Here is a 20,099-nt window from a genome sequence, read left to right as displayed (position 1 = left end):
GCTTACTCGGTATAGGTGTCCAGCCGGACCTTGAGGACGGTCGGCGTGGCCGGCAGGTTCAGGCCGTAATCGGTCTGGTCGCCATTCCAGTTGCGCTCCATGACCCATTTGCCATTCGCGTCGAAGCGCCCTTCTTCGACCCGCGCCAGCATCGACGGCTTGCCGTCGTTGGCGCCGCTGCCGGAGAGCTTGACGCGTGCCTGCTGGCCGACGATGACGAATTCGTTGTCGCCGGTCTGCGCGAACGCGACGCCGCCACCCGGCTGCTCGGTACCCGACTGGTATTCGTTCTTGTCCTTCAGGTACTGGCGCTCGCCGAACTGGAACTCGCGGAACGACACGTTTGCGGTCCAGCCCTTCATGGCCACGGTCTGTGCGGCGCGGTCGTCGCCTTCGGCCACGCCGTAGGTACGGCCTTCGAACGCCCAGCGCGCCCACTGGCGCGTCATCGGTGCGAATACGCCATACACCTTGGCGAATGGTTCGACCATTCGCTTGTCGGTGTGCTTGGCACCCAGCGGGTAGTTGCTGTAGTCGGCATAATCCAGGCCGAACGGCGCCACGCCGATTGCGCCCATGCCCAGGGCCTGGTACACGTAGCGCGCGTACCCGGGCGCATTGCCCATCTCCGGGATCATCAATGCGTTGTCGGGCCGCTGGAACGACTTGAGGATCGCCGTGACCTTTTTCGATTCCGGCATGTAGATGTCGGGTGCGGCGAAGTCGATGTGCGGCGCGGCCGCTTTATAAATATCGAGCACGTCGTAGGTTGGCCCGCCGCTGGCGAAGTTGGCCTGCCACGGCGCTGCCGGCTCACCCGCCAGCGCCGGTTCGCGCAGTGCGTTGTTGACGAACATCGGCAGGTCGTAGACCGCGCGGCCAGCCTTGGCGATCGACTCGATGTAGCTGGCGATCGCCCATGAATGGAAATACTGATCGGCGTAGTCGCCATATACCTGGGACCAGGTGCCACTCGTCACGCCCTTGACCTTCGGTGTCTGGCGCGCCACGACAGCGGCCGGTACCGATTGGGCGAACGCGGCCTGTGCGCGGGCGCCGTAATCACGTGCGAAACCATACGTGCCCACCTCGTTCTCGACCTGCACCATGATGACGGTGCGGTACGCGCTGTCGATCTTCTTGATGTGTTCCATCATGCGCACGAATGCGCGGCGATCCAGCGCCAGCGTCTCTTCGCCAAACGGCGAATGGCTGTAGACGGTCTTGCCGTCCTTGTCCTTCATGCGCGGAAAGCGCGCGTTGTCGAACTTGACCCACTCGGGCAGGTAGCCCGGCCCCGTGTTCTTCCAGGTGCCGAACCAGACGATCACGAGCCGGATCTTGTTGTCGCGCGCCTGTTTGACCAGCGTGTCGAGGAAGCTGAAGTCGAAGCTGCCCTCCTTCGGTTCGATCTGCTCCCACGCAATTGGCATCTCGAGCGTGTTGGCGCCTGCATCCTTCAGCGCGGCCCAGACCTTCGGCAAGGCCGCCGGGTAGTTGCTGGAGTTGTGGGCCTGGCCGGCCAGCATCGTGAACGGCGCGCCGTCGACGATCAGGGCGTGGCGGCCGTCCTTGCTTTCGAGGCGCGGCAACTCGGGCGCGGCCAGCGCGCCGTGCGCCGTCAAGGCCAGGCACAGCGGCGCGAGATGCGTCAGGCGGCGGGCGATCTGGTTCAGCGTCATGCGGGTTGTCTCCTTCGTGGTGTCGTTTTTTATTTGAACAGCGAGGCAGACACGGTGCGGCTCTGCCCTTGTTTGAGCTCGACTTCGGTCACCCAGGCGCCGTAGCGCAGCTTGACCTTGCCGTCATTCGACGGGGCGCGCACGGTGACGTGCTTGAGCAGTCCCTTGCGCCAGACGATGTCGACTTCAAAGCCGCCGCGCGCGCGCAAGCCCTTCACCGAGCCGGTGGCCCACGCCTTGGGCAGCCCGGGCAAGACCTGGATTTCTCCCGCATGCGATTGCACGAGCATTTCCGCCAGCGCCGCGGTGGCGCCGAAATTGCCGTCGATCTGGAACGGCGGGTGCGCATCGAGCAGGTTCGGGTAGGTGCCGCCGGCATTGTTATGTTCCGAGAAGATGCCGCCCTGCTCGGCAGCGCGGGCGCCCGGCGCTGCCAGCACGCCGCGCAGCATGCGGTGGGCGCGCTCGCCGTCATGCAGGCGGGCCCAGAATGCCATCTTCCACGCCATCGACCAGCCGGTGCCGGCGTCGCCGCGCGCTTCAAGCGTGCGCTTGGCGGCAGCGGCCAGCTCCGGCGTCTTCACCGGTCCGATCTGGCGACCAGGGAACAGCGCGAACAGGTGCGACACGTGGCGGTGTGTGTCCTGGGGCGTATCGAGCACCGGATCGTGTTTCTCGTCCAGCCATTCGAGCAGCTGGCCCCAGCTGCCGATGCGCGGACCGGCCAGGCGGTCGCGCATATTGGTCAGCTCGGCGCGCAGTTCGGGATCGATGTCCAGAATGCCGGCCGCTTCCACCGTGTTGTTGAAGAGGTCCCAGACGATCTGCTGGTCGTAGGCGATGCCGTCTTCCACCGGCCCGTGCTCGGGCGACCAGCCTTGCGGGGCCACCAGGCGGCCGTCGGGTAGCACCTTCAGGTAGTCCTGCCAGAACGCGGCGGCCTCTTTCATCATCGGATAGGCAGTCTCGCGCAGGAAGCGTTCGTCACGCGTGAATGCATAGTGCTCCCAGAAGTGCTGGGCGTACCAGGCGTTGCCCGTCTTGTTCCACAGGTAGCCCATCGCGCCGAACGGGTTCGACTCGGTGCGCAGTGTCCAGCCGCGAATCGGGGCGCCATCCTTGCCCTTGAATTCCTGCGCCGTCTGCTGACGCCAGACCGGCGCCAGGCCGTTCACGAAGCCGAAGAACGGTTCGGCCAGCTCAGAGAGGTTGGTCACCTCGGCCGGCCAGTAATTCATCTGGACGTTGATATTGGTGTGGTAGTCAGAATTCCATGGCGGCGCATAGCTGTTGTTCCACAGGCCCTGCAGATTGGCCGGCAGCGAGCCGCGCGAACTGGCGGTGAGCAGGTAGCGGCCATACTGGAAATACTGGGCTTCGAGTTCCGGGTCACCGCCATCGCGCGTGTAGGCCAGCAGACGCGCATCGGTCGGCAGCGCCCGGCGCTCGGCGAGCGTCGGGCCCAGATCGAGTTCGACCCGCTTGAGCAGGCCGCCCAGATCGCGCTCGTGCTCGACGCGCAGTTCGTCGACAGGGCGCGCGGCGGCCTTGCTCACCTGCTGCGTCACGCGCGCCAGCGGGTGGCCACCTTCGAAGCGGCGCGCCGGATCCATCACGAAGCTGGTGCCGGCGCCCAGCACCAGCGTGACCGAGTTCGCATTCGCAAAGCCGATCCGCTGGCCGTCGACGGCCAGCTTGCCGCCGTCGTTGAGCACCTGCACCTGGCTCGCATACGACATCACATTGGTGCTCGGCGCCTGGTCGGGCAACACAAAGCCGGCCAGCGTGCCCGCCGCGTACAGACGGTTGCCGTTGACAGCCAGGTGGGCGCCGTGGCGGTCGGTCAGCGCGACACTGCCCGTATAGCGGCCCGGCTTGTCGGCAGACAGGCGCAACACGATCACCTGGGCTGGATAACTGGCCCAGGCTTCGCGCTTGTAGTTCACGCCATCGTGCGTGTAGGTGACCGTGTGCACGCCGCGCACCAGGTCGAGCGAGCGGCGGTAATTGGTCACGCCCGTCGCATGGGCCGGCAGGTCGACCAGCACATCGCCGAAGGGTTGAAAAGCGCCCATCGTCTTGTCGTCGCCGGTCCAGAGGGTGATGTCGTTGAACTGCAGGTGTTCGCGGCCCGGCTGGCCGAACACCATGGCGCCGATGCGGCCATTGCCGATCGGGAGGGCTTCCTTCTCCCAGCCGGTGTCGTTGTCCTGCGCGGGCGCGTGGTAGCGCAGGACGAGGTCGGGAGCGGCCAGCGCGGCGCCGGCAAAAGTCAGGCCAAAGCCAAGGCTGGTGGCGGCAAGCGCCAGGCGCAGCGTGTGATTCAAGGTCATTGGGTAACAGGCTTTCCGTGCACGATGCCGCGTCCGGCAGTGCTCATGTAGACAACGCCGAAGCGGTTCATGTCACCGACGATGAAGTGGCCGTCGCCAGGGCCGCCGTACTGGTGCGCGTCATCGTTGATGCGCTGCCAGGTGGCGCCCGTGTCGAGCGAGCGGTAGATGCCGCGCACGCCCTTGACACTGCCCCAGATGAACACCGTCGGATACGTTTTGCCCGGTGCAGCCTTGCCGAAGCCGACCGCGCCGCAATAGTCGATATCGAATACCGGCTTGAAGCTGGCACCGCCGTCGATCGAGCGCGCGAGGCCCCCCTGCTTGAGCGGGGCCCACAAGTCGCCTTCACGTTCGGGCGCCGCGCGGATCAGGCGCGAGCCGCCCGAAGGCAGACTGGCGCGCGCCGTAAACGTGGCGCCGCTGTCGCTGCTGGCCACCAGAGCGTTGTCATCATACGCGTAGAACACGTTCGCCCGCACCGGATCGGCCACGGCGCGCATCCGGTTGCCCGTCAGGCCTGCGACCGGCGTCCAGGTCGCGCCCGTGTCGCCGGAGCGGAACGAGGTCGTCGAATCCTGCGGCGTGTGCACGAGCGTCGCGCCGTCGGCCGAGATGGCAATCTGGCCCCGCTTGCCCTGCATCGCCGGCGTCTTTTTCCAGGTAGCGCCGCCGTCGCGCGTGACCAGCATCGCGTCGCCAACCCGCACCAGGGTGCCGGGCCGGCGCGCCGCAGCGTCCAGGCCCGTCGTGGTGCCGATTTCAGGCTTGTGGATGCGGCCATGGCGCGCCGGATCGTCGTGCACGAAGCCGTCGTAGTCGCCGATGGCGGACACCAGCGGCGCGCCCGGCATGCTTACCAGGCCAAGCGGCACCGTCTCTTCCAGACCCTTGACCGTGAACGTCCAGGTGGCCGGGACGGCATCGATGTTCGCGGTGCGGAAGATGCCGTTGCCGGACGTGACCCAGACCGCGCGGGGATCGCGGGGATCGAATTCAACTGACCCGGCCCAGTGGATGGCGTGCCCTTCGAGCCACGGCACGCCGGCGGCGTCGCGCCGGAAGCCGCGCGCGATCACGTCGGTCCAGGTGGCGCCGGCATCGGTCGACACCAGAATGCGGTCGCCCTTGGCGTCGCCCTGGCGGATGAACGTGTTGATGGTCGAGACGACGAGCCGGCGCGGGTTGGCCGGGTCGACGCTGATGCCGGCGAACGGGCGCGTCCAGCCGGCGGGCGTGACGTCGGTCCAGGCGCCGCTGGCAAGCGCGTAGCGCCAGACCTGGCCCCGCTGCATTGGTTCGGTACCGCTTTTGTCCGGATGCGGGCCGGCGCCGTCGGCGTAGGCGATGTACAAGTTGCCGGCGCCATCGAGCGCGGCGCGTTGTGGCATCAGTCCCGCCGGCCCGCCTGTCACCGAATGGAAGCTCGCGCCGGCATCGTCGCTGCGGTACAGGTTGGGGCCGACGCTGCCGAAGCGCGAGACGCCGACGAACACGCGGCGCGCGTGGCCACCCTTTACGCTGGCAGGATCGGGCAGCACGATGTTCAGGCCGACGTCGTTGGGCGTCGTCGTGACCGGCAGCGCCTCGTTTCGCTGCCAGGTCTTGCCGGCGTCGTTGCTGGTGAACAGGCCATTGCGGCGCGAGCCAAGGTACAGGCGGGTATTCAATGACTGATTCGATCCCGGATCGACGGCGAGCCGCTCGCCGTTTTGCCGGCCGAAGCCGTTGCCGTGGGTTTTGAACTGGGCGGTGACATCAACGACGTCGAAGGTCTTGCCGTAATCGGTCGAGCGCAGGATGGCGGTGCGGCCGCCGTTCAGATAGGCGATGCCGGCCAGCAGCCAGATGTTGCCGGCGTTGTGCGGATCAACGGCGAGTGCATCGATGCCCAGGAAACCCGTCTGGTCTTCGCCGACCCAGTCGAGCAGCGGATACCAGCGGCCCTCTTTTGCGCTCCAGCGGTAGGCGCCGCCAACGTCGGTGCGCGCATAGGCGACGTCCGGCTCGCTGCGGCTTGGCAAGACGGCCGTCACGAAACCGCCGCCGCCGATGGCGACGCTGTCCCAGGCATAGGCGATGGTTGACGCAGTCGCTGCAGTCGCTGATACCTCAGCGCCCGAAGATGACGCTGCGGTCACTGTGTTCGTGACGGTGGCCGTGGCCGTGGCAGCGGCCCCGACGACGATGGCCGCGACCGCGCCCACGAACACGCCAAGCTGGCGCGCGTACGTGGAAGGCATGGTGTCTCCTGATTGTTCTTATGTGTCGCCTGTGGGTGGCGACTATTAGCTTGCTGCAAACCATGCTAAACAATACAGACGACGCTGGCAAGCAGAATGTTCGCGCTAACAAATAATTTACAGGATGAGAAGCAGGATATCGCCCGACATCTCCACGCAGGCATGATTGCGTATAACATTGGCGACCTACACGAATTCAACACAGGAGATTGCATGAACATCAACGGAGAAATGATCATTGGCGCAAGCATCGTGCGCGGCGCAGCCGGCACCGTGCGTGCCTACAACCCGGGCACGAAGCAGGAACTCGAACCTGAGTTTGGTCTTGCCTCGACCGACGACCTGGCCCGTGCCTGCCTGCTGGCCGACGCTGCCGTCGAGCCGTACCGCGCGCTGAGCCTGGAAGAGCGCGCCAATTTTCTTGAAACGATCGCGCAGCGCATCATCGACCTGGGCCCGGCGCTGATCGAGCGCGCCAGCCAGGAAAGCGGCTTGCCGACGGCGCGTCTCGAAGGCGAGCGTGGCCGCACTGTCGGCCAACTGCGCCTGTTCGCCAAGGTCGTGCGTGACGGCTTGTTCCTCGAAGCGACGCTCGACTCGGCCCTGCCCGAGCGCACGCCGCCACGCGCGGACCTGCGCATGCGCAAGATCCCCGTGGGCCCGGTCGCCGTGTTCGGGGCCAGCAACTTCCCGCTCGCGTTTTCCGTCGCCGGTGGCGATACCGCGTCGGCGCTTGCCGCCGGCTGCCCGGTCGTCGTCAAGGCGCACAATGCGCACCTGGGCACCTCCGAACTGGTCGGCAAGGCCGTGCTGCAGGCAGCGCTCGACTGCGGCATGCCCGAAGGCGTCTTCTCGCTGCTGATTGGCGAAGGCAACATGATCGGCGGCGACCTCGTGAGCCATCCGGCGATCCGCGCCGTGGGCTTTACCGGTTCGCGCGCAGGCGGCCTGGCGCTGGCGCAAATCGCCAGCCGCCGCAAGGAGCCGATTCCTGTCTACGCTGAAATGAGCAGCATCAACCCGGTCTACCTGTTGCCGGGCGCCCTGGCCAGTGGCAGTGCCGCACTGGCAGGTGCGTTCGTTGATTCGCTGACGATGGGCGTCGGCCAGTTCTGCACCAACCCGGGCCTGGTGATCGGCGTGGCCGGGCCGCAGCTCGACGCGTTCCGCGCTGCAGCAACGGCAGCGCTTCAGCTCAAGCCGGCGGGCACGATGCTCACCGCAGGCATCCATACCGCCTATACGGACGCGGTGGGCATTCGCGCCGGCATCGCGGGCGTGACGCTCGTCGCGCACGGCAGCAGCGAGGGCGCGGGCTGCGCGGCGAAAGCGGCGCTGTACGAGTGCGACGCCGCCACCTTCCTGGCCAATCCGGCGCTGGAAGAAGAGATCTTCGGCCCGGTCTCGCTGCTGATCGCGTGTAAGGATGAGGGAGAGCTGCTGGCCGTGACGCGCCACCTGGAAGGCCAGCTGACGGCCACCGTGCATGCGGTCGCGAGCGACCATGCGCTGGCCGGCGCCCTGTTGCCGCTGCTGGAACGCAAGGTCGGCCGTATCCTGTTCAATGGCTTCCCGACCGGCGTCGAGGTAGCGCATGCGATGGTGCACGGCGGCCCGTTCCCGGCCACCACGGATCCACGCAGCACGTCGGTGGGCGCGACTGCCATCGAACGCTTCCTGCGCCCCGTGTGCTACCAGGACGTGCCGGCCGGCCTGCTGCCCGATGCACTCAAGGACGGCAATCCGCTGCGAATCGCCCGCCTGATCAATGGCGAGCTGAAGCTGCCTGCGTAAGCACCACGAACGCGGACCAGGGTTGCGGCACCAACACCGCGGCGCTGGTCTGCGTCTGCGTCTGCGTCTACAAATGCTGCCGTTCGATATCCTCGGCATCCCCTGACAGCATATGCGCATCGTCCGGGGCGAACGCGAGTTCGACCCGGATCTCGTTGGCCAGGATGGCCTTGCCGGCCGGCGGACGATCGCCATCGACACGCACCCAGGACAACACCAACTCGCTGAAATTGACGCGGTCTTGCCGCGCCAGCAGGTACGACACATCGAATTCGATCCGTGGCGTGCCGTGGTGCGCTGCAGCGGCGATCTGGAATGCGCCCAGTGTGCCGATGAGCGACGCCTCACGCTCCGCCTGCGACGCAACCACGGCCGGCAGGTCGAGATACAGCGCATAGAAAAAGCCGCCCTTCTTCGCGGCCGTGCCGACGGCCAAGTTGTCAAACACCAGCTTGATCGTCCCCGGCATCTGTCGAGCATCGGAAAGAGAATCGAAACGAGAATCGGAACGAGATTCGGACCGGGAATCCAGCTCACCAACATCACGGCACAGCGCAACGACCCGTGCGAGTTCTGCCGCATCGCTTTTCCCCAGCCGCAGCAGCACCGACACCGATTGCTCATCGAAAGGCACTTGCGCCACGCCACTCACTGACCGCCGTGTGCTCGACAGGCGGCGCCCCGCCACCGTCCTGAACGACTGGAACGGCGGTCGCTCCAACAGCGCTGCACGGGCGGCAGAAACGGCAGGGACCGGTGGCAGCGTCGTCGGTACAGCGTTGGACGCATACGTCGTGCCCAGCCAGCCGGGGATTCTGGTCTTGTAGCGCTCGATGCTCAGACCGTTCGCATACACATGGTTGCCCGCCCAATAGACATCGCTGTTGGTCGACGAATACGGATTCGCTGACTTGGGCATGGTCTTTCCCGTCAGCAGCGACCATGCATGCGTCAAGCGGTCGACACTGGCGTGATGCAGGAAAAAGATGGGATCGAGCGGCGACTGCATTGTGCTCATGACGCCGCCGATCAGATCGTGGACGGGATTGTGAACGTCTTCGATGCTCGGCTCGAACGCGTTGCTCTTGCCACGCTGAAAATTGCGCACCGCTGACGAGAATGGCGCCAGGCTCAGTGCGCTGCGAACGTTTGAACTTTGTCTGGGAACGTACAGTGGATTGCCGGGCGCCGGATCGGTAAACTCCGCTGGCAAGGTCGCGTACGAGTAATAGTCCCAATACGGCAGCGTCAGATAGGGGTTGCCGGACACACTGCGCAACTGCTGCTCGAAGTAGTACAGATATCCGCGGTGCCACGAAATGAAATACGGCACGCCGTGCGGACAGGTGTTCACATGCACATTGGACCAGTACGACAGTGAGCCCGGGCTGGCCTGATTGGCGTTGGCGCGCATCGTCGCAATCGCGTTGACGAAGGCGGGATACTGGCTGGTGGTCTTGAACTGCTTCCATTCGAGCCGCGGCCCACCGCTTGCCTGGCCCGCCGCCAGGTCCGGAAAACACTGTAAAACAGTGACCCCAATACCTGTTTTTAAAAACCTTCTCCTGGTACCACTGTGGGTTTTCATCGCATCCCCCGACTGAACAAAAAACGCTACATGTTCAGTCGAGTGTAGGAAAAGATCCGGCGGATGGCGCGCGCACGATTGCCCGATTTAACAGCGATCAAAAACGCGCCAAAGCGCGTGGCTCACATCGGACAATTAGTGCGCTGACAGCGATGAATCCAATGAAGCTTAACGCGTGTTGCCGCGCGTTGCGACATCCAGCCACACGGCCAGTGTCAGGATCAACCCCTTGACGATCATTTGCCAGTACGCATCCACGTCCAGCATCGACATGCCATTGTCCAGGCTCGCCATCACGAGTGCACCCACCAGCGCGCCATGCACGGTGCCGGCGCCGCCGCGCATCGACGTGCCGCCGATGAAGCAGGCAGCGATCACGTCGAGCTCGGCCGACACCCCGGCCGACGGCGAACCGGCCGCCAGGCGCGCCGTGTTGATCAGGCCAGCCAGCGCGCACATCAGGCCCATCAGGCCGAAGATCCACAGCTTCACCTTGCGCACGTCGATGCCGGACAGGCGCGTCGCTTCCATATTGCTGCCCACCGCGTAGATGCGGCGGCCGAACACGGTCTGCCGTGCAATGTAGCTGAACACGCCCAGCAGCACCAGCAGGATCAGCACCGGCAGTGGAATGCCTTCGTAGCTGTTGAAGGTCGAGATCAGCCCGGCCAGCACCGCACCCGCCACCACCACCCGCAGCGCCGAGCGCCACATCGGGATCACCGGCAGCTTGTGGCGCGCCTGGCTCGCACGCTGGCGCCAGACCAGCACACAGGTGAGCACGAACAGGCCAATGCCCAGGATGCTGCCCCACAGCGGCGGCAGATACGCCTGGCCCAGTTGTTCCATGCCCGGCGACACGGGCGCCACGGTGGCGCCGCCGGTCAGCCCCAGCACGACCCCGCGGTACGCCAGCATCCCGCCCAGGCCGACAATGAAGGACGGTATGCCCGCATACGCCGTCAGATACCCATTCAGGAAACCGCACAACAGGCCCGCGCCGAGCACGATGAGGACGGACAGCGGCAGCGGCAAGCCATGCGTGACATCGAGCACGGCGGCCATGCCGCCCAGAAGACCCAGCAGCGAGCCGATGGACAGATCGATTTCGCCGGCGATGATGACGAACACCATGCCGCAGGCGAGGATGCCGGTGATGGACATCTGCCGCATCAGGTTCGACAGATTGCGCGCCGAGGTGAAGCCGCCATCCGTCTTCCAGCTGAAGAAGGCCCAGATCAGCGCGATCGCCACCAGCAGCGCCAGAATCTTGTACTGCGTGAAAATTCGTTTGAACGTCATCGTGGTCATTGTGTGATTGTGGTTGTCATGCGTGGTGAGGGATCGACGGCGCCGCGGCCGTCTGGCCCAGCGCGGCGGCCAGTACCGTTTCCTGGTTCAGGCCCTGGTTGACGAAGTCGCCGTTCAGGCGCCCTTCCTGCATCACCAGCACGCGGTCGGACACGCCCAGGACTTCGGCCAGTTCGGACGAGACCATGATGATCGCGATCCCCTGCGCCGCCAGTTCCAGCATCAGTTTGTAGATTTCGAACTTGGCGCCGACGTCCACGCCGCGCGTCGGTTCGTCCAGGATCAGCACTTTCGGGCCGGTCAGAAGCATCTTGGCCAGCACGGCCTTTTGCTGGTTGCCGCCCGAGAGCGACGTGATGGCCAGGGCTGGTGTGGCGGTCTTGAGCGCCAGCCGGCTGATCTGCTCACTCACGGCGCCCGCTTCTTCGTGCTCGTCGATGCGGCTAGCGTGCGAAAAGCGCGGCAGGACCGACAGCGTGATGTTCTCGCCTACCGACAGGTCGCGCACGATGCCGTGGTGCTTGCGGTCTTCGGGCACCAGCGCGAAGCCGGCGCGAATGGCTTTCAAGGGTTCGGACGTATCGACCTTGCGGCCCTCGAGCCAGACTTCGCCCTCGTGCTTGCCCGGATAGGCGCCAAAGATGGCCGTCACCAGTTCGGTGCGCCCGGCGCCGACGATCCCGGCGATGCCGAGGATTTCGCCGCGCCGCACCTGGAACGACACGTCGTCGACCTTCTTGCGGCCCGGCTGCTCGGGGTCGTAGCAGGTGATATGGCGCGCCTCCATGACCACCTCGCCAACCGGATGCGGCAGCGACGGATACATCTGGCTCATCTCGCGGCCGCACATCTGGTTGATGATGCGCTCGACGCTCATCGCTTCCATCGGCGTGGTGGCGATATGCTTGCCGTCGCGGATGACGACGACCGTGTCGCAGATGGCCGCGACTTCTTCGAGCTTGTGCGAGATGTAGACGCAGGCCACGCCGCGGCTTTTCAGGTCGCGGATGATGTCGAGCAGGACCGCGATTTCCGACGCCGTCAGCGATGCCGACGGCTCGTCGAGAATCAACAGGCGCGCGTTCTTGTTCAGGGCCTTGCCGATCTCGATCAGCTGCTGGTGCCCGCCGCCGTAATGCTTCACCGGCAGCACCACGTTCACGTCCGGCAGCTTCAGGCCGCGCAGTATTTCCGCGGCCTTCTGGTTCATGGCGGGATAATCCATGCGCCCGCCGGGCAGTGTGATTTCGTTACCCAGAAAGATGTTCTCGGCCACGCTCAGTTCGGGCACCAGCATCAGTTCCTGGTGGATGATGATGATGCCGGCGTCCTCGGTCTCGCGCACCGAGCGCGCCCGGAGCGGCTGGCCGTCCAGGACGATCTCGCCCTCCCAGGTCCCGTGCGGATAGACGGCCGACAGGACCTTCATCAGCGTCGATTTGCCGGCACCGTTCTCACCGCACAGGCCGATGCACTCACCCGGGCGGATCGCCAGGTCGATGCCATCGAGCGCAGGCACCCCGTTGAATCGCTTGGCGATTCCCTTCATTTCAAGCAGATAGCCGGCCATCGAAAGACTCGTTTCAAGACGTTGGACCACCGGCCGGCGAGGCTCGCCAGCCGGATCGCCCGCAGGCGCGGGCGCTGTAGCAGGGTAACGCCGGCTTATTTACCGGCCAGCTGGCCCTGCGTATAGAAGCCGTCCTTGACCAGCATGTCGACGTTGGCCTTGTTCAGCAGGATCGGCTTGAGCAGGATGGTGTTGACGGGCTTGAAGCCGTTATTCAGTTGCGCGTTGTAGGCGGGCTTCTCGTTGCGCACCAGTTGCACCGCCAGGGTCGCGGCGCTGGTGGCGATATTGCGCAGCGGTTTGTAGACCGTCATCGACTGCGTGCCTGCGATCACGCGGCGCACCGCAGCCAGGTCGGCGTCCTGGCCCGAGACCGGGACCTTGCCGGCCAGCTTCTGCGACGACAGCGCCTGGATCGCGCCGCCGGCGGTGGCGTCGTTCGAGGCCACGACGGCGTCGATCTTGTTGCCGTTGGCGGTCAGTGCATTTTCGATGATGGCCATCGCCTCGGACGGGCTCCAGTCCTTGACCCACTGGCGGCCGACGACCTTGATGTCGCCCTTGTCGATCAGCGGCTGCAGCACCTTCATCTGGCCTTCGCGCAGGATCTTGGCGTTGTTATCGGTCGGCGCGCCGCCCAGCAGGTAGTAGTTGCCTTTTGGTTTAAGCGCGACGATCGACTGCGCCTGCAGTTCGCCGACGGCCTTGTTGTCGAACGAGATGTAGGCGTCGACATCGGCATTGAGGATCAGGCGGTCGTACGACAGCACCTTGATCTTGGCCTTCTTGGCTTCGCGGATCGCGTTGTTCAGCACCGTCGCGTTGTACGGCACGATGACCAGCACGTCCACGCCGCGCGAGATCAGGTTCTCGATCTGGGCGATCTGGCGCTGCTCGCTGGCGTCGGCCGACTGCACATAGACCTTCGCGCCCAGCTTTTCGGCTGCGCCAATGAAGTAGTCGCGGTCACGGGTCCAGCGCTCGAGGCGCAGGTCGTCGATCGAAAAGCCGATCTTCGGATTCTTGGCATCGGCCATGGCGGGGGCGGATGCGAACAGCATTGCGCAACCGATGCCGACTGCCGTGATGAGTTTTTTCATGCTTGTCTCCAGTGTATTTTCGACGCCTGGACGGTAGGGTCCAGGCGAAGTTCCGACATTCTGCTCAAGAATGGCTATTAATGCCACTTTTAGTCATCGTACAAACTGCGGTTTAGTGGTTATGCCGCGGCATCGCGCCGGCCACGGCCCGATAGGGCAAGGCCAGTTCCATGCAGGCGCCCGTGTGCAGCTGGCCGACCGTCGCGCGGTAGATCTCTTGCCACGGTGTCTGGCTTGGCGGGATCCCGGGCGGCGTGTCGAGCTTGCGCGCCTCGAGTTCGGCGTCCGACAGCACCACGTCGCAGCGCCCGTGCACCAGATCCACGCGCACGATGTCGCCCGTGTGCAGCAGTGCCAGATTGCCGCCGGCCGCGCTCTCGGGCGACGCATTCAGGATCGATGGGCTGTCTGAGGTGCCCGACTGGCGACCATCGCCCAGCGTCGGCAGGTTGTTGATGCCACGCTTGATCAGTGCATCGGGCGGCTGCATGTTGACGACTTCGGCCGAACCGGGCCAGCCGATCGGGCCCGCACCGCGAATGACCAGCATCGTGTGCTCGTCGATGCCCAATTCCGGGTCGTTGATGCGCGCATGATAATCGTCCGAGCCGTCGAACACGACGACCTTGCACTCGAAGCAGTTCTCGGCGCCCGGCGTGGCCAGGTAGCGTTCGCGGAAGCTCGGCGAAATCACGCTCGTCTTCATGATCGCAAAATCGAACAGGTTGCCCTTTAAAACCAGGAAACCCGCGTTTTCCTTGAGCGGATCGGCGAACGGGCGGATCATCTCGCGGTCCATCGTCTGGTGCATGTCGATGTTCTGGGCCAGCGTTTTGCCGGTCACCGTCAGGCGATCCGAACGCAACAGGCCCGCCTGGTCGAGTTCCCACATCACGGCCGGCACGCCGCCCGCGCGGTGGAAACGCTCGCCCAGGTATTTGCCGGCGGGCTGCATGTTCAGCAGCAGCGGCACTTCGTAACCGTAGGTCATCCAGTCTTCGGTGGTGATTTCAACGCCCGCATGGCGCGCCATGGCCATGATATGCGGCTGCGCATTGCTCGAGCCGCCGATGGCCGCATTGACGACGATCGCATCGAGGAACGCGTCGCGCGTCAGGATGTTCGACGGGCGCACGTCTTCCATCGCCAGACCGACGATGCGCCGGCCCGTCTCGTAGGCCATCTGGCCACGCTCGCGGTACGGTGCGGGAATCGCGGCGCAACCGGTCAGCGACATGCCCAGCGCTTCGGCCACGGCGTTCATCGTCGACGCCGTGCCCATCGTGTTGCAATGACCGGCCGACGGGGCCGAGGCGGTGGCGATGTTCATGAATTTCTGTTCGTCGATCGAGCCGGCCGCCAGCTGGCGGCGCGCCTTCCAGATCGCCGCGCCCGAACCGACCAGTTCACCGTCGAACCAGCCGTCGAGCATCGGGCCGCCCGACAGCACGATGGCCGGCATGTCAACGGTCGACACGGCCATCAACTGGGCCGGTGTCGTCTTGTCGCAACCGGTCGTCAGCACCACGGCGTCGATCGGATAGCCGTGCAAGATCTCCACCAGGCCCAGATAGGCCAGGTTGCGGTCCAGGGCCGCGGTCGGGCGGCGGCAGTTTTCGAAAATCGGGTGCAGCGGGAATTCCATCGGAATGCCGCCGGCATCGCGGATACCGTCGCGCACGCGCTTGACGAGTTCCAGGTGGATGCGGTTGCACGGCGTGATGTCGCTGCCGCTCTGGGCGATGCCGATGATCGGTTTGCCAGAGCGCAGTTCGTCGGGCGTGATCCCGTAGTTCATGAAGCGCTCGAGGTACAGCGCCGTCATGTCGATCCGCTCCGGATTGTCGAACCAGTCCTGGGAACGGAAGCGGAAGGTGGATTGCTTGGTCATGCGGTGATTCTCCAGTGCGCGTTACAGGTGCAACGCATGTTGCGGCAGGCCCGGCGCGTCGGTGCGGAACGTGAACAGCCCACCGGCCAGTGGCTGCGCGAGCAGGTCGGCCTCGCTGAGACCCTTGCGCGCGGTGGTGGCATACACGGTGCGCAGATCGTCGCCGCCAAAGGCCGGCTTGGTGATGTTCGCGCACGGGAAGCGCACCTCATCGACCTTGCGTCCTTGCGGATCGTAGCGGTCGATGCGCCAGCCGCCGAAGACGGCGACCCACAGGTACCCTTCGGCGTCGACTGCCATGCCGTCCGGATGGCCGCTGCCTTCGTGCGTGACGAACAGGCGCTTGCCCTTGATCGTGCCGTCTGACCCCAGGTCGAAGGCGTAGATGGCGCGCGCGAGCGTGTCGGTGTGATACAGCGTGGTCGCGTCCGGGCTGATGGCGGGACCGTTGGTGATGATGTAGCCGGCGTCCATTGCGCGCGCCGGCTGGCCGGCGCCGTCGAAGCGGTACAGCGTGCCGGTAGCCTCGCTCTCGCCATTGTCCATCGAGCCGAACCACAGGCGCCCGGCTGCATCGACGTGGCCATCATTGAAGCGGTTGCCCGGCAGGTCGGCTTCGACGCGGGCCAGCGCGATGAACGCGCCGTCGTTCTCGGCAAAGCGGTACAGGCCATCTTCAAGACCGCACACCATGCCGCCATCGTCGCTCGGTGCGAGAAAGCCGATCTGCGATGGTGCATCCCAGCTCTGGCGCGCGCCGCCGTCTTCGTCGCAGCAGTGGATGCGGCGGCCCTTGATGTCGACGAACCAGATCTTGCGCCGGACCGCATCCCACAGGGCGCCCTCGCCCAGCGTGGCCTTGACGTCCCACAGGCAGTGCACGGCGCCGGTCATGCGCCGTACCAGCCAGCGTCGACGAAGTATTCGCGGCCGCTGCAGCGGCGCGCGTTGTTCGAGGCCAGGAACAGCGACAGCGCCGCCACGTCCTGCATCTCGACGCGCTGCGGCAGGCACTGGCCGGCCAGGATGCGCGCTTCTTCTTCCGGCGTATGCCACAGCGCCTGCTGGCGCGGCGTGCGTACGGCGCCCGGGATGACGGTATTGACCCGGATATTCTCGGCCCCGAGGTCGCGCGCCAGGCCGCGGCTCATCGCCTCGATCGCTGCCTTGGCCATCATGTACAGCGACAGCTGGTTTGACGCCAGGTACCACGAGATCGAACCGAAATTCAGGATCACGCCGCTGCCCTGGCGGCGCATCATCGCCACTGCTGCCTGGCTGCAGAAATAGGTGTGGCGCAGATTGACCGCCATCCGGCTTTCCCAGTAGTCGGGCGTGACGTCGTCGATGCCGTGGCGGTCGTCGTTGGCAGCGTTATTCAGCAGGATGTCGATGCCGCCAGCCTCCGCCTCGATGGCGGCAAAGGTCGCGGCCAGCGCATCGAGGTCGGTCAGGTCGCACGGCAGGAAGCGCGGCTTGTGCGCGGAACCGGCCAGCGCATCGGCCAGCGCAGTCGATGCTTCTTTGGCGATGTCGAGGAACCAGACCTGCGCGCCCTGGCCGGCAAACGCCGTCACCAGTTCGCTGCCGATGCCGGTGCCGCCACCGGTGATGACGACGCGCTTGTCGCGCAGGTCGGGATAAGTCGCGTAGACCAGTGCGGCGGGGGTGGAATCTGGTGTTGAATCGTGCATCGTGAACTCGTGGTTATCTTGGAGCGAATCGGAAAGCAAATCGTGGGGCGCGCCGTCAGGTGGGGTCATGACGGACGGCCTGCCAGCAGTTCGCGCCGCGCCAGGTTCTGGTACAGCGCGCGCACGCCGAAGGTCCATGGCGCGATGGTGTCGCTGCGGCCGACCGTATTGACCAGGGCGCCCAGCGCCGGGGTCGAGATGGTGACCTTGTCGCCCGGGTGGTGCGTGAAGCCGCCACCGGCCGCGCCGCGGTCCTTGATTGGCGAGAACATCGTCCCCAGAAACAGCATGAAGCCGTCCGGATACTGGTGGTGGGCGCCACAGGTCTGGGCGACCAGGTCGAGCGGGTCGCGGCTGATCTCGCGCATGCGGCTCGAACCGGCCAGTGTGAAGCCGTCGTCCGCGCCCTCGATCAGCATGCTCACTTCGCAGCTGCGCAGCGTGTCGAGCGTGAAGTCGCCATCAAAAATGCGCACGAACGGGCCGATGGCGCACGAGCCGTTGTTGTCCTTGGCCTTGCCAAGCAGGAGCGCGCTGCGCCCTTCAATGTCGCGCAGGTTGACGTCGTTGCCCAGTGCGGCGCCGACGGTCTCGGCGCGGCTGTTCACGGCCAGCACGATCTCGGGTTCCGGATTGTTCCAGTGCGACGACGGGTGCAGGCCGACCACGGCGCCATGACCCAGCGACGACATCGGTTGCGACTTGGTGAAGACTTCGGCGTCGGGGCCAATGCCCACTTCCATGTACTGCGACCACAGGCCGCGCGCGCTCAGCTCCGTTTTCAGGCGCATGGCGGCGCTGGAACCCGGCACCATCTCCGCCAGGTTGGTGCCGATGGTCGCCTGCAGCTCCGTGCGCAATGCAGAAGCGCGGGCAGGATCGCCCTTGGCCTGTTCTTCGATGACGCGTTCGAGCAGGCTGACGGCAAACGTCACGCCTGCGGCCTTGATGGCCTGCAGGTCGCACGGCGCCAGCAGCCGGACGCCGCCCTCGCCCAGGCCGCCGTCCAGCGCCGCTTGCAGCAGGCTGGCGGCGTCGCCCAAGTCGTCGCCCGCGGCACTCTTGACGATCGCCAGCATGTCGGCGGCATCGCGCTCGAACAGGTCGGCGACGGTGGCTGCGTGGTGGGTGATGTCGATCAGCCGGCCGGCGCGCACGGCGACGACTGCCGGGCCGTCGATCGGCGCCGGGCGCCAGACACGGCCAACCAGCAGGGCCGACGCGATGTCAGCGGGTAGCGCGTCGGGGAGCGCGCCGGGTAGCGCATTGACGGAAGATGCGGTCATGTTTTCTCTCGTTCGTGGTGACGGGTCCTGGCGGGCGCGCTGACGAATGCAAAGACGGATGCAAGGCAGCGTGGCGCGTACGGTCGGGACAAACCGGTACTCAGGAGGTGTGACGGGAAGGCGCGCGGCTGAGCAGGGCTGCAGCCACGCCGGCGGGCAGCCGGGTGTGCGGGTCTGGCATGGTCGTCTCCTGATGCTTTTTGATTATTTTAATGTGCGTCACAACAATCCTTTAACAGAATTGTTAGCGCAACCATTGCAGTCTAAACTTCTGCTCGGACGGTTGTCAACGAATTATTGGAAAGCTTGCAGGCAGGCGGGAGTGGCACAGAAACCCGTGCCGCGTAATGGTCCCGGCCCAGGACGGGACCAGGACGGTATCTTGATCAGAGGGTCCGTGCAGCGGCAGGCAGGCGTGCCGGCGGACGCACGCGTGGCGCGGCATCGGACTGACGCCGCACCAGGACAAAGTCCATGCGCGTCTGCTCCGGCTCGGCCGGTTCATCTTCACGCATTGCGCGTACGCGCCGCACCAGAGCCTGCACTGCTTCGCGCGCCATCTCGGCAATCGGCTGGCGCACGGTCGTCAGCTCGGGCCAGATGGTCGTGGCCAGTGCGGTGTCGTCGAAACCGGTCACGGTGAGGTCGCCCGGCACGTCCAGCGCCAGGCGGTGGGCGACGGCGACCGTGGCGGCAGCCATGTCATCGTTGCTGGCGAAGATCGCCGTCGGCCGCTCGGCAAGGGCCAGCAACTGCTCGGCCGCGTCCAGGCCCGAGCGGTAGGTGAACATCCCCTGCACCACCAGTTCGTCGGCTGCGTCGGCGTTCATTTCAGCGATCGCAGCGCGGTAGCCGTCGAGACGGCGCGCGCTGGCGCTCTGGTTCGGGTGGCCGACGATGAAGCCGATGCGCTGGTGGCCGAGGGCGATCAGGTGGCGCGTCATGTAGTGGGCGGCATCGTAGTCGTCGATGCTGACGGCGCCCAGGCCAGGCGCGGGCGAACCACAGGCGACGACGACAGCGGGAATGCCGGCGCGTTCCACGCAACCCAGCACGGCTTCGCTGTCGCACAGCGGCGGTGGCAAGATGACGCCATCGAGGCCATTGTCGATCAGGCGCTGCGTGTGTTCGGTTTCGTGGTTGCCCGCCTCGCACTTCTCGACGAAGAGCTGGACATTGTTCAGGCCCGACTGGTTCAGCAGGCCGACGAGAAATTCGCTCAGGTACGCGGCGCTGGGGTTGCTGTACAAGAAACCGACGCGGATCGGCTTGGAACCGGCCAGATTGCGCGCTTCCTGGTTCGGCGTATAGTTCAATGCAGCGACCGCATCGGCGACCTTGCGCCGGGTGCTCTCACGCACCAGGGTTTTCCCGTTCATGACGCGCGAGACCGTCATGGCGGACACGCCGGCCAGTTTGGCGACGTCCACCATCGTTGGCTTACCGTGTTCCATCGCTTCACGGATGCTGTCGAGCGTCACTTTACTCATGTCAGGATTGTTTTCAAGGCCAAGGAAATGGTCTTGATGTTAGCACAGCAACGCTTGGGATTGCGCTAACATCCTCTCGCTTCGGCGGGAGCCGCAACGTCGCGGCACATGACGGCA

Annotated in this window: 13 protein-coding genes; 1 reads left to right on the top strand and 12 read right to left on the bottom strand. The window is 65.5% G+C overall.

The annotated features are described in order from the left end of the window. Positions 1-2: 2 nt before the first annotated feature. The 3 genes from AC1MGT_RS22580 to AC1MGT_RS22570 are packed head-to-tail and all read right to left on the bottom strand — an operon-like array spanning position 3 to position 6,258. Positions 3-1,682, bottom strand: a complete 1,680-nt coding sequence (locus AC1MGT_RS22580) for a GH35 family beta-galactosidase (RefSeq protein WP_499502195.1) — start codon at positions 1,680-1,682, stop codon at positions 3-5. 29 nt (positions 1,683-1,711) lie between these two features. Continuing rightward, entirely contained in the window at positions 1,712-4,015 is a 2,304-nt protein-coding gene (locus AC1MGT_RS22575; RefSeq protein ID WP_499502194.1) for a glycoside hydrolase family 95 protein, read from the bottom strand. Continuing rightward, complete coding sequence (locus tag AC1MGT_RS22570) at positions 4,012-6,258, bottom strand: exo-alpha-sialidase (RefSeq protein ID WP_499502193.1); 2,247 nt, start codon at positions 6,256-6,258, stop codon at positions 4,012-4,014. The genes AC1MGT_RS22575 and AC1MGT_RS22570 overlap by 4 nt, the downstream gene beginning before the upstream one ends. Positions 6,259-6,471: 213 nt before the next feature. Between AC1MGT_RS22570 and AC1MGT_RS22565 the strand changes: the two genes are divergently transcribed. Beyond that, positions 6,472-8,052, top strand: a complete 1,581-nt coding sequence (locus AC1MGT_RS22565; RefSeq protein WP_499502192.1) for an aldehyde dehydrogenase (NADP(+)) — start codon at positions 6,472-6,474, stop codon at positions 8,050-8,052. Positions 8,053-8,119: 67 nt separating this feature from the next. On the opposite strand, the gene AC1MGT_RS22560 is transcribed toward AC1MGT_RS22565, so the two are convergent. The 9 genes from AC1MGT_RS22560 to AC1MGT_RS22520 form a co-directional block, all read right to left on the bottom strand. Beyond that, on the bottom strand, positions 8,120-9,640 hold the full coding sequence (locus AC1MGT_RS22560; protein WP_499502191.1) for a tyrosinase family protein: 1,521 nt from the start codon (positions 9,638-9,640) through the stop codon (positions 8,120-8,122). A 168-nt stretch (positions 9,641-9,808) separates the two neighbouring features. Beyond that, positions 9,809-10,951: a sugar ABC transporter permease gene (locus tag AC1MGT_RS22555; RefSeq protein WP_499502190.1), complete on the bottom strand. Its 1,143-nt coding sequence runs from the start codon at positions 10,949-10,951 to the stop codon at positions 9,809-9,811. Positions 10,952-10,967: 16 nt separating this feature from the next. Next, positions 10,968-12,521 carry a D-xylose ABC transporter ATP-binding protein gene (gene xylG / locus AC1MGT_RS22550; protein ID WP_499502189.1) on the bottom strand — a complete coding sequence of 518 codons (1,554 nt, stop codon included), beginning with the start codon at positions 12,519-12,521 and terminating at the stop codon, positions 10,968-10,970. Positions 12,522-12,616: 95 nt separating this feature from the next. Beyond that, complete coding sequence (xylF, locus tag AC1MGT_RS22545) at positions 12,617-13,621, bottom strand: D-xylose ABC transporter substrate-binding protein (protein ID WP_499502188.1); 1,005 nt, start codon at positions 13,619-13,621, stop codon at positions 12,617-12,619. A 112-nt stretch (positions 13,622-13,733) separates the two neighbouring features. Continuing rightward, a complete protein-coding gene (locus AC1MGT_RS22540; RefSeq protein ID WP_499502187.1) occupies positions 13,734-15,512 on the bottom strand; it encodes an IlvD/Edd family dehydratase in 1,779 nt (592 codons plus the stop codon). A 21-nt stretch (positions 15,513-15,533) separates the two neighbouring features. Next, positions 15,534-16,406 (bottom strand): SMP-30/gluconolactonase/LRE family protein, encoded by an 873-nt coding sequence (locus tag AC1MGT_RS22535; RefSeq protein WP_499502186.1) that lies wholly within the window; start codon positions 16,404-16,406, stop codon positions 15,534-15,536. Continuing rightward, on the bottom strand, positions 16,403-17,206 hold the full coding sequence (gene xylB, locus AC1MGT_RS22530) for a D-xylose 1-dehydrogenase (protein ID WP_308638191.1): 804 nt from the start codon (positions 17,204-17,206) through the stop codon (positions 16,403-16,405). Before xylB ends, AC1MGT_RS22535 begins: the two co-directional genes overlap by 4 nt. Positions 17,207-17,271: 65 nt before the next feature. Continuing rightward, positions 17,272-18,492: a fumarylacetoacetate hydrolase family protein gene (locus tag AC1MGT_RS22525; RefSeq protein ID WP_499502185.1), complete on the bottom strand. Its 1,221-nt coding sequence runs from the start codon at positions 18,490-18,492 to the stop codon at positions 17,272-17,274. 386 nt (positions 18,493-18,878) lie between these two features. Beyond that, positions 18,879-19,982 (bottom strand): LacI family DNA-binding transcriptional regulator, encoded by a 1,104-nt coding sequence (locus AC1MGT_RS22520; protein ID WP_499502184.1) that lies wholly within the window; start codon positions 19,980-19,982, stop codon positions 18,879-18,881. Positions 19,983-20,099: the final 117 nt, after the last annotated feature.

Source organism: Telluria sp. BA11 (assembly GCF_056680305.1).
Note: the sequence above shows the minus strand (reverse complement) of the source record. Positions and strands in the feature narration are given on the sequence as shown.

Coding starts and splice junctions, on each gene's coding strand:
- AC1MGT_RS22580 (WP_499502195.1), bottom strand. CDS start 1,682: ATGACGCTGAACCAGATCGCCCGCCGCCTGACGCATCTCGCGCCGCTG.
- AC1MGT_RS22575 (WP_499502194.1), bottom strand. CDS start 4,015: ATGACCTTGAATCACACGCTGCGCCTGGCGCTTGCCGCCACCAGCCTT.
- AC1MGT_RS22570 (WP_499502193.1), bottom strand. CDS start 6,258: ATGCCTTCCACGTACGCGCGCCAGCTTGGCGTGTTCGTGGGCGCGGTC.
- AC1MGT_RS22565 (WP_499502192.1), top strand. CDS start 6,472: ATGAACATCAACGGAGAAATGATCATTGGCGCAAGCATCGTGCGCGGC.
- AC1MGT_RS22560 (WP_499502191.1), bottom strand. CDS start 9,640: ATGAAAACCCACAGTGGTACCAGGAGAAGGTTTTTAAAAACAGGTATT.
- AC1MGT_RS22555 (WP_499502190.1), bottom strand. CDS start 10,951: ATGACCACGATGACGTTCAAACGAATTTTCACGCAGTACAAGATTCTG.
- xylG (WP_499502189.1), bottom strand. CDS start 12,521: ATGGCCGGCTATCTGCTTGAAATGAAGGGAATCGCCAAGCGATTCAAC.
- xylF (WP_499502188.1), bottom strand. CDS start 13,621: ATGAAAAAACTCATCACGGCAGTCGGCATCGGTTGCGCAATGCTGTTC.
- AC1MGT_RS22540 (WP_499502187.1), bottom strand. CDS start 15,512: ATGACCAAGCAATCCACCTTCCGCTTCCGTTCCCAGGACTGGTTCGAC.
- AC1MGT_RS22535 (WP_499502186.1), bottom strand. CDS start 16,406: ATGACCGGCGCCGTGCACTGCCTGTGGGACGTCAAGGCCACGCTGGGC.
- xylB (WP_308638191.1), bottom strand. CDS start 17,206: ATGCACGATTCAACACCAGATTCCACCCCCGCCGCACTGGTCTACGCG.
- AC1MGT_RS22525 (WP_499502185.1), bottom strand. CDS start 18,492: ATGACCGCATCTTCCGTCAATGCGCTACCCGGCGCGCTCCCCGACGCG.
- AC1MGT_RS22520 (WP_499502184.1), bottom strand. CDS start 19,982: ATGAGTAAAGTGACGCTCGACAGCATCCGTGAAGCGATGGAACACGGT.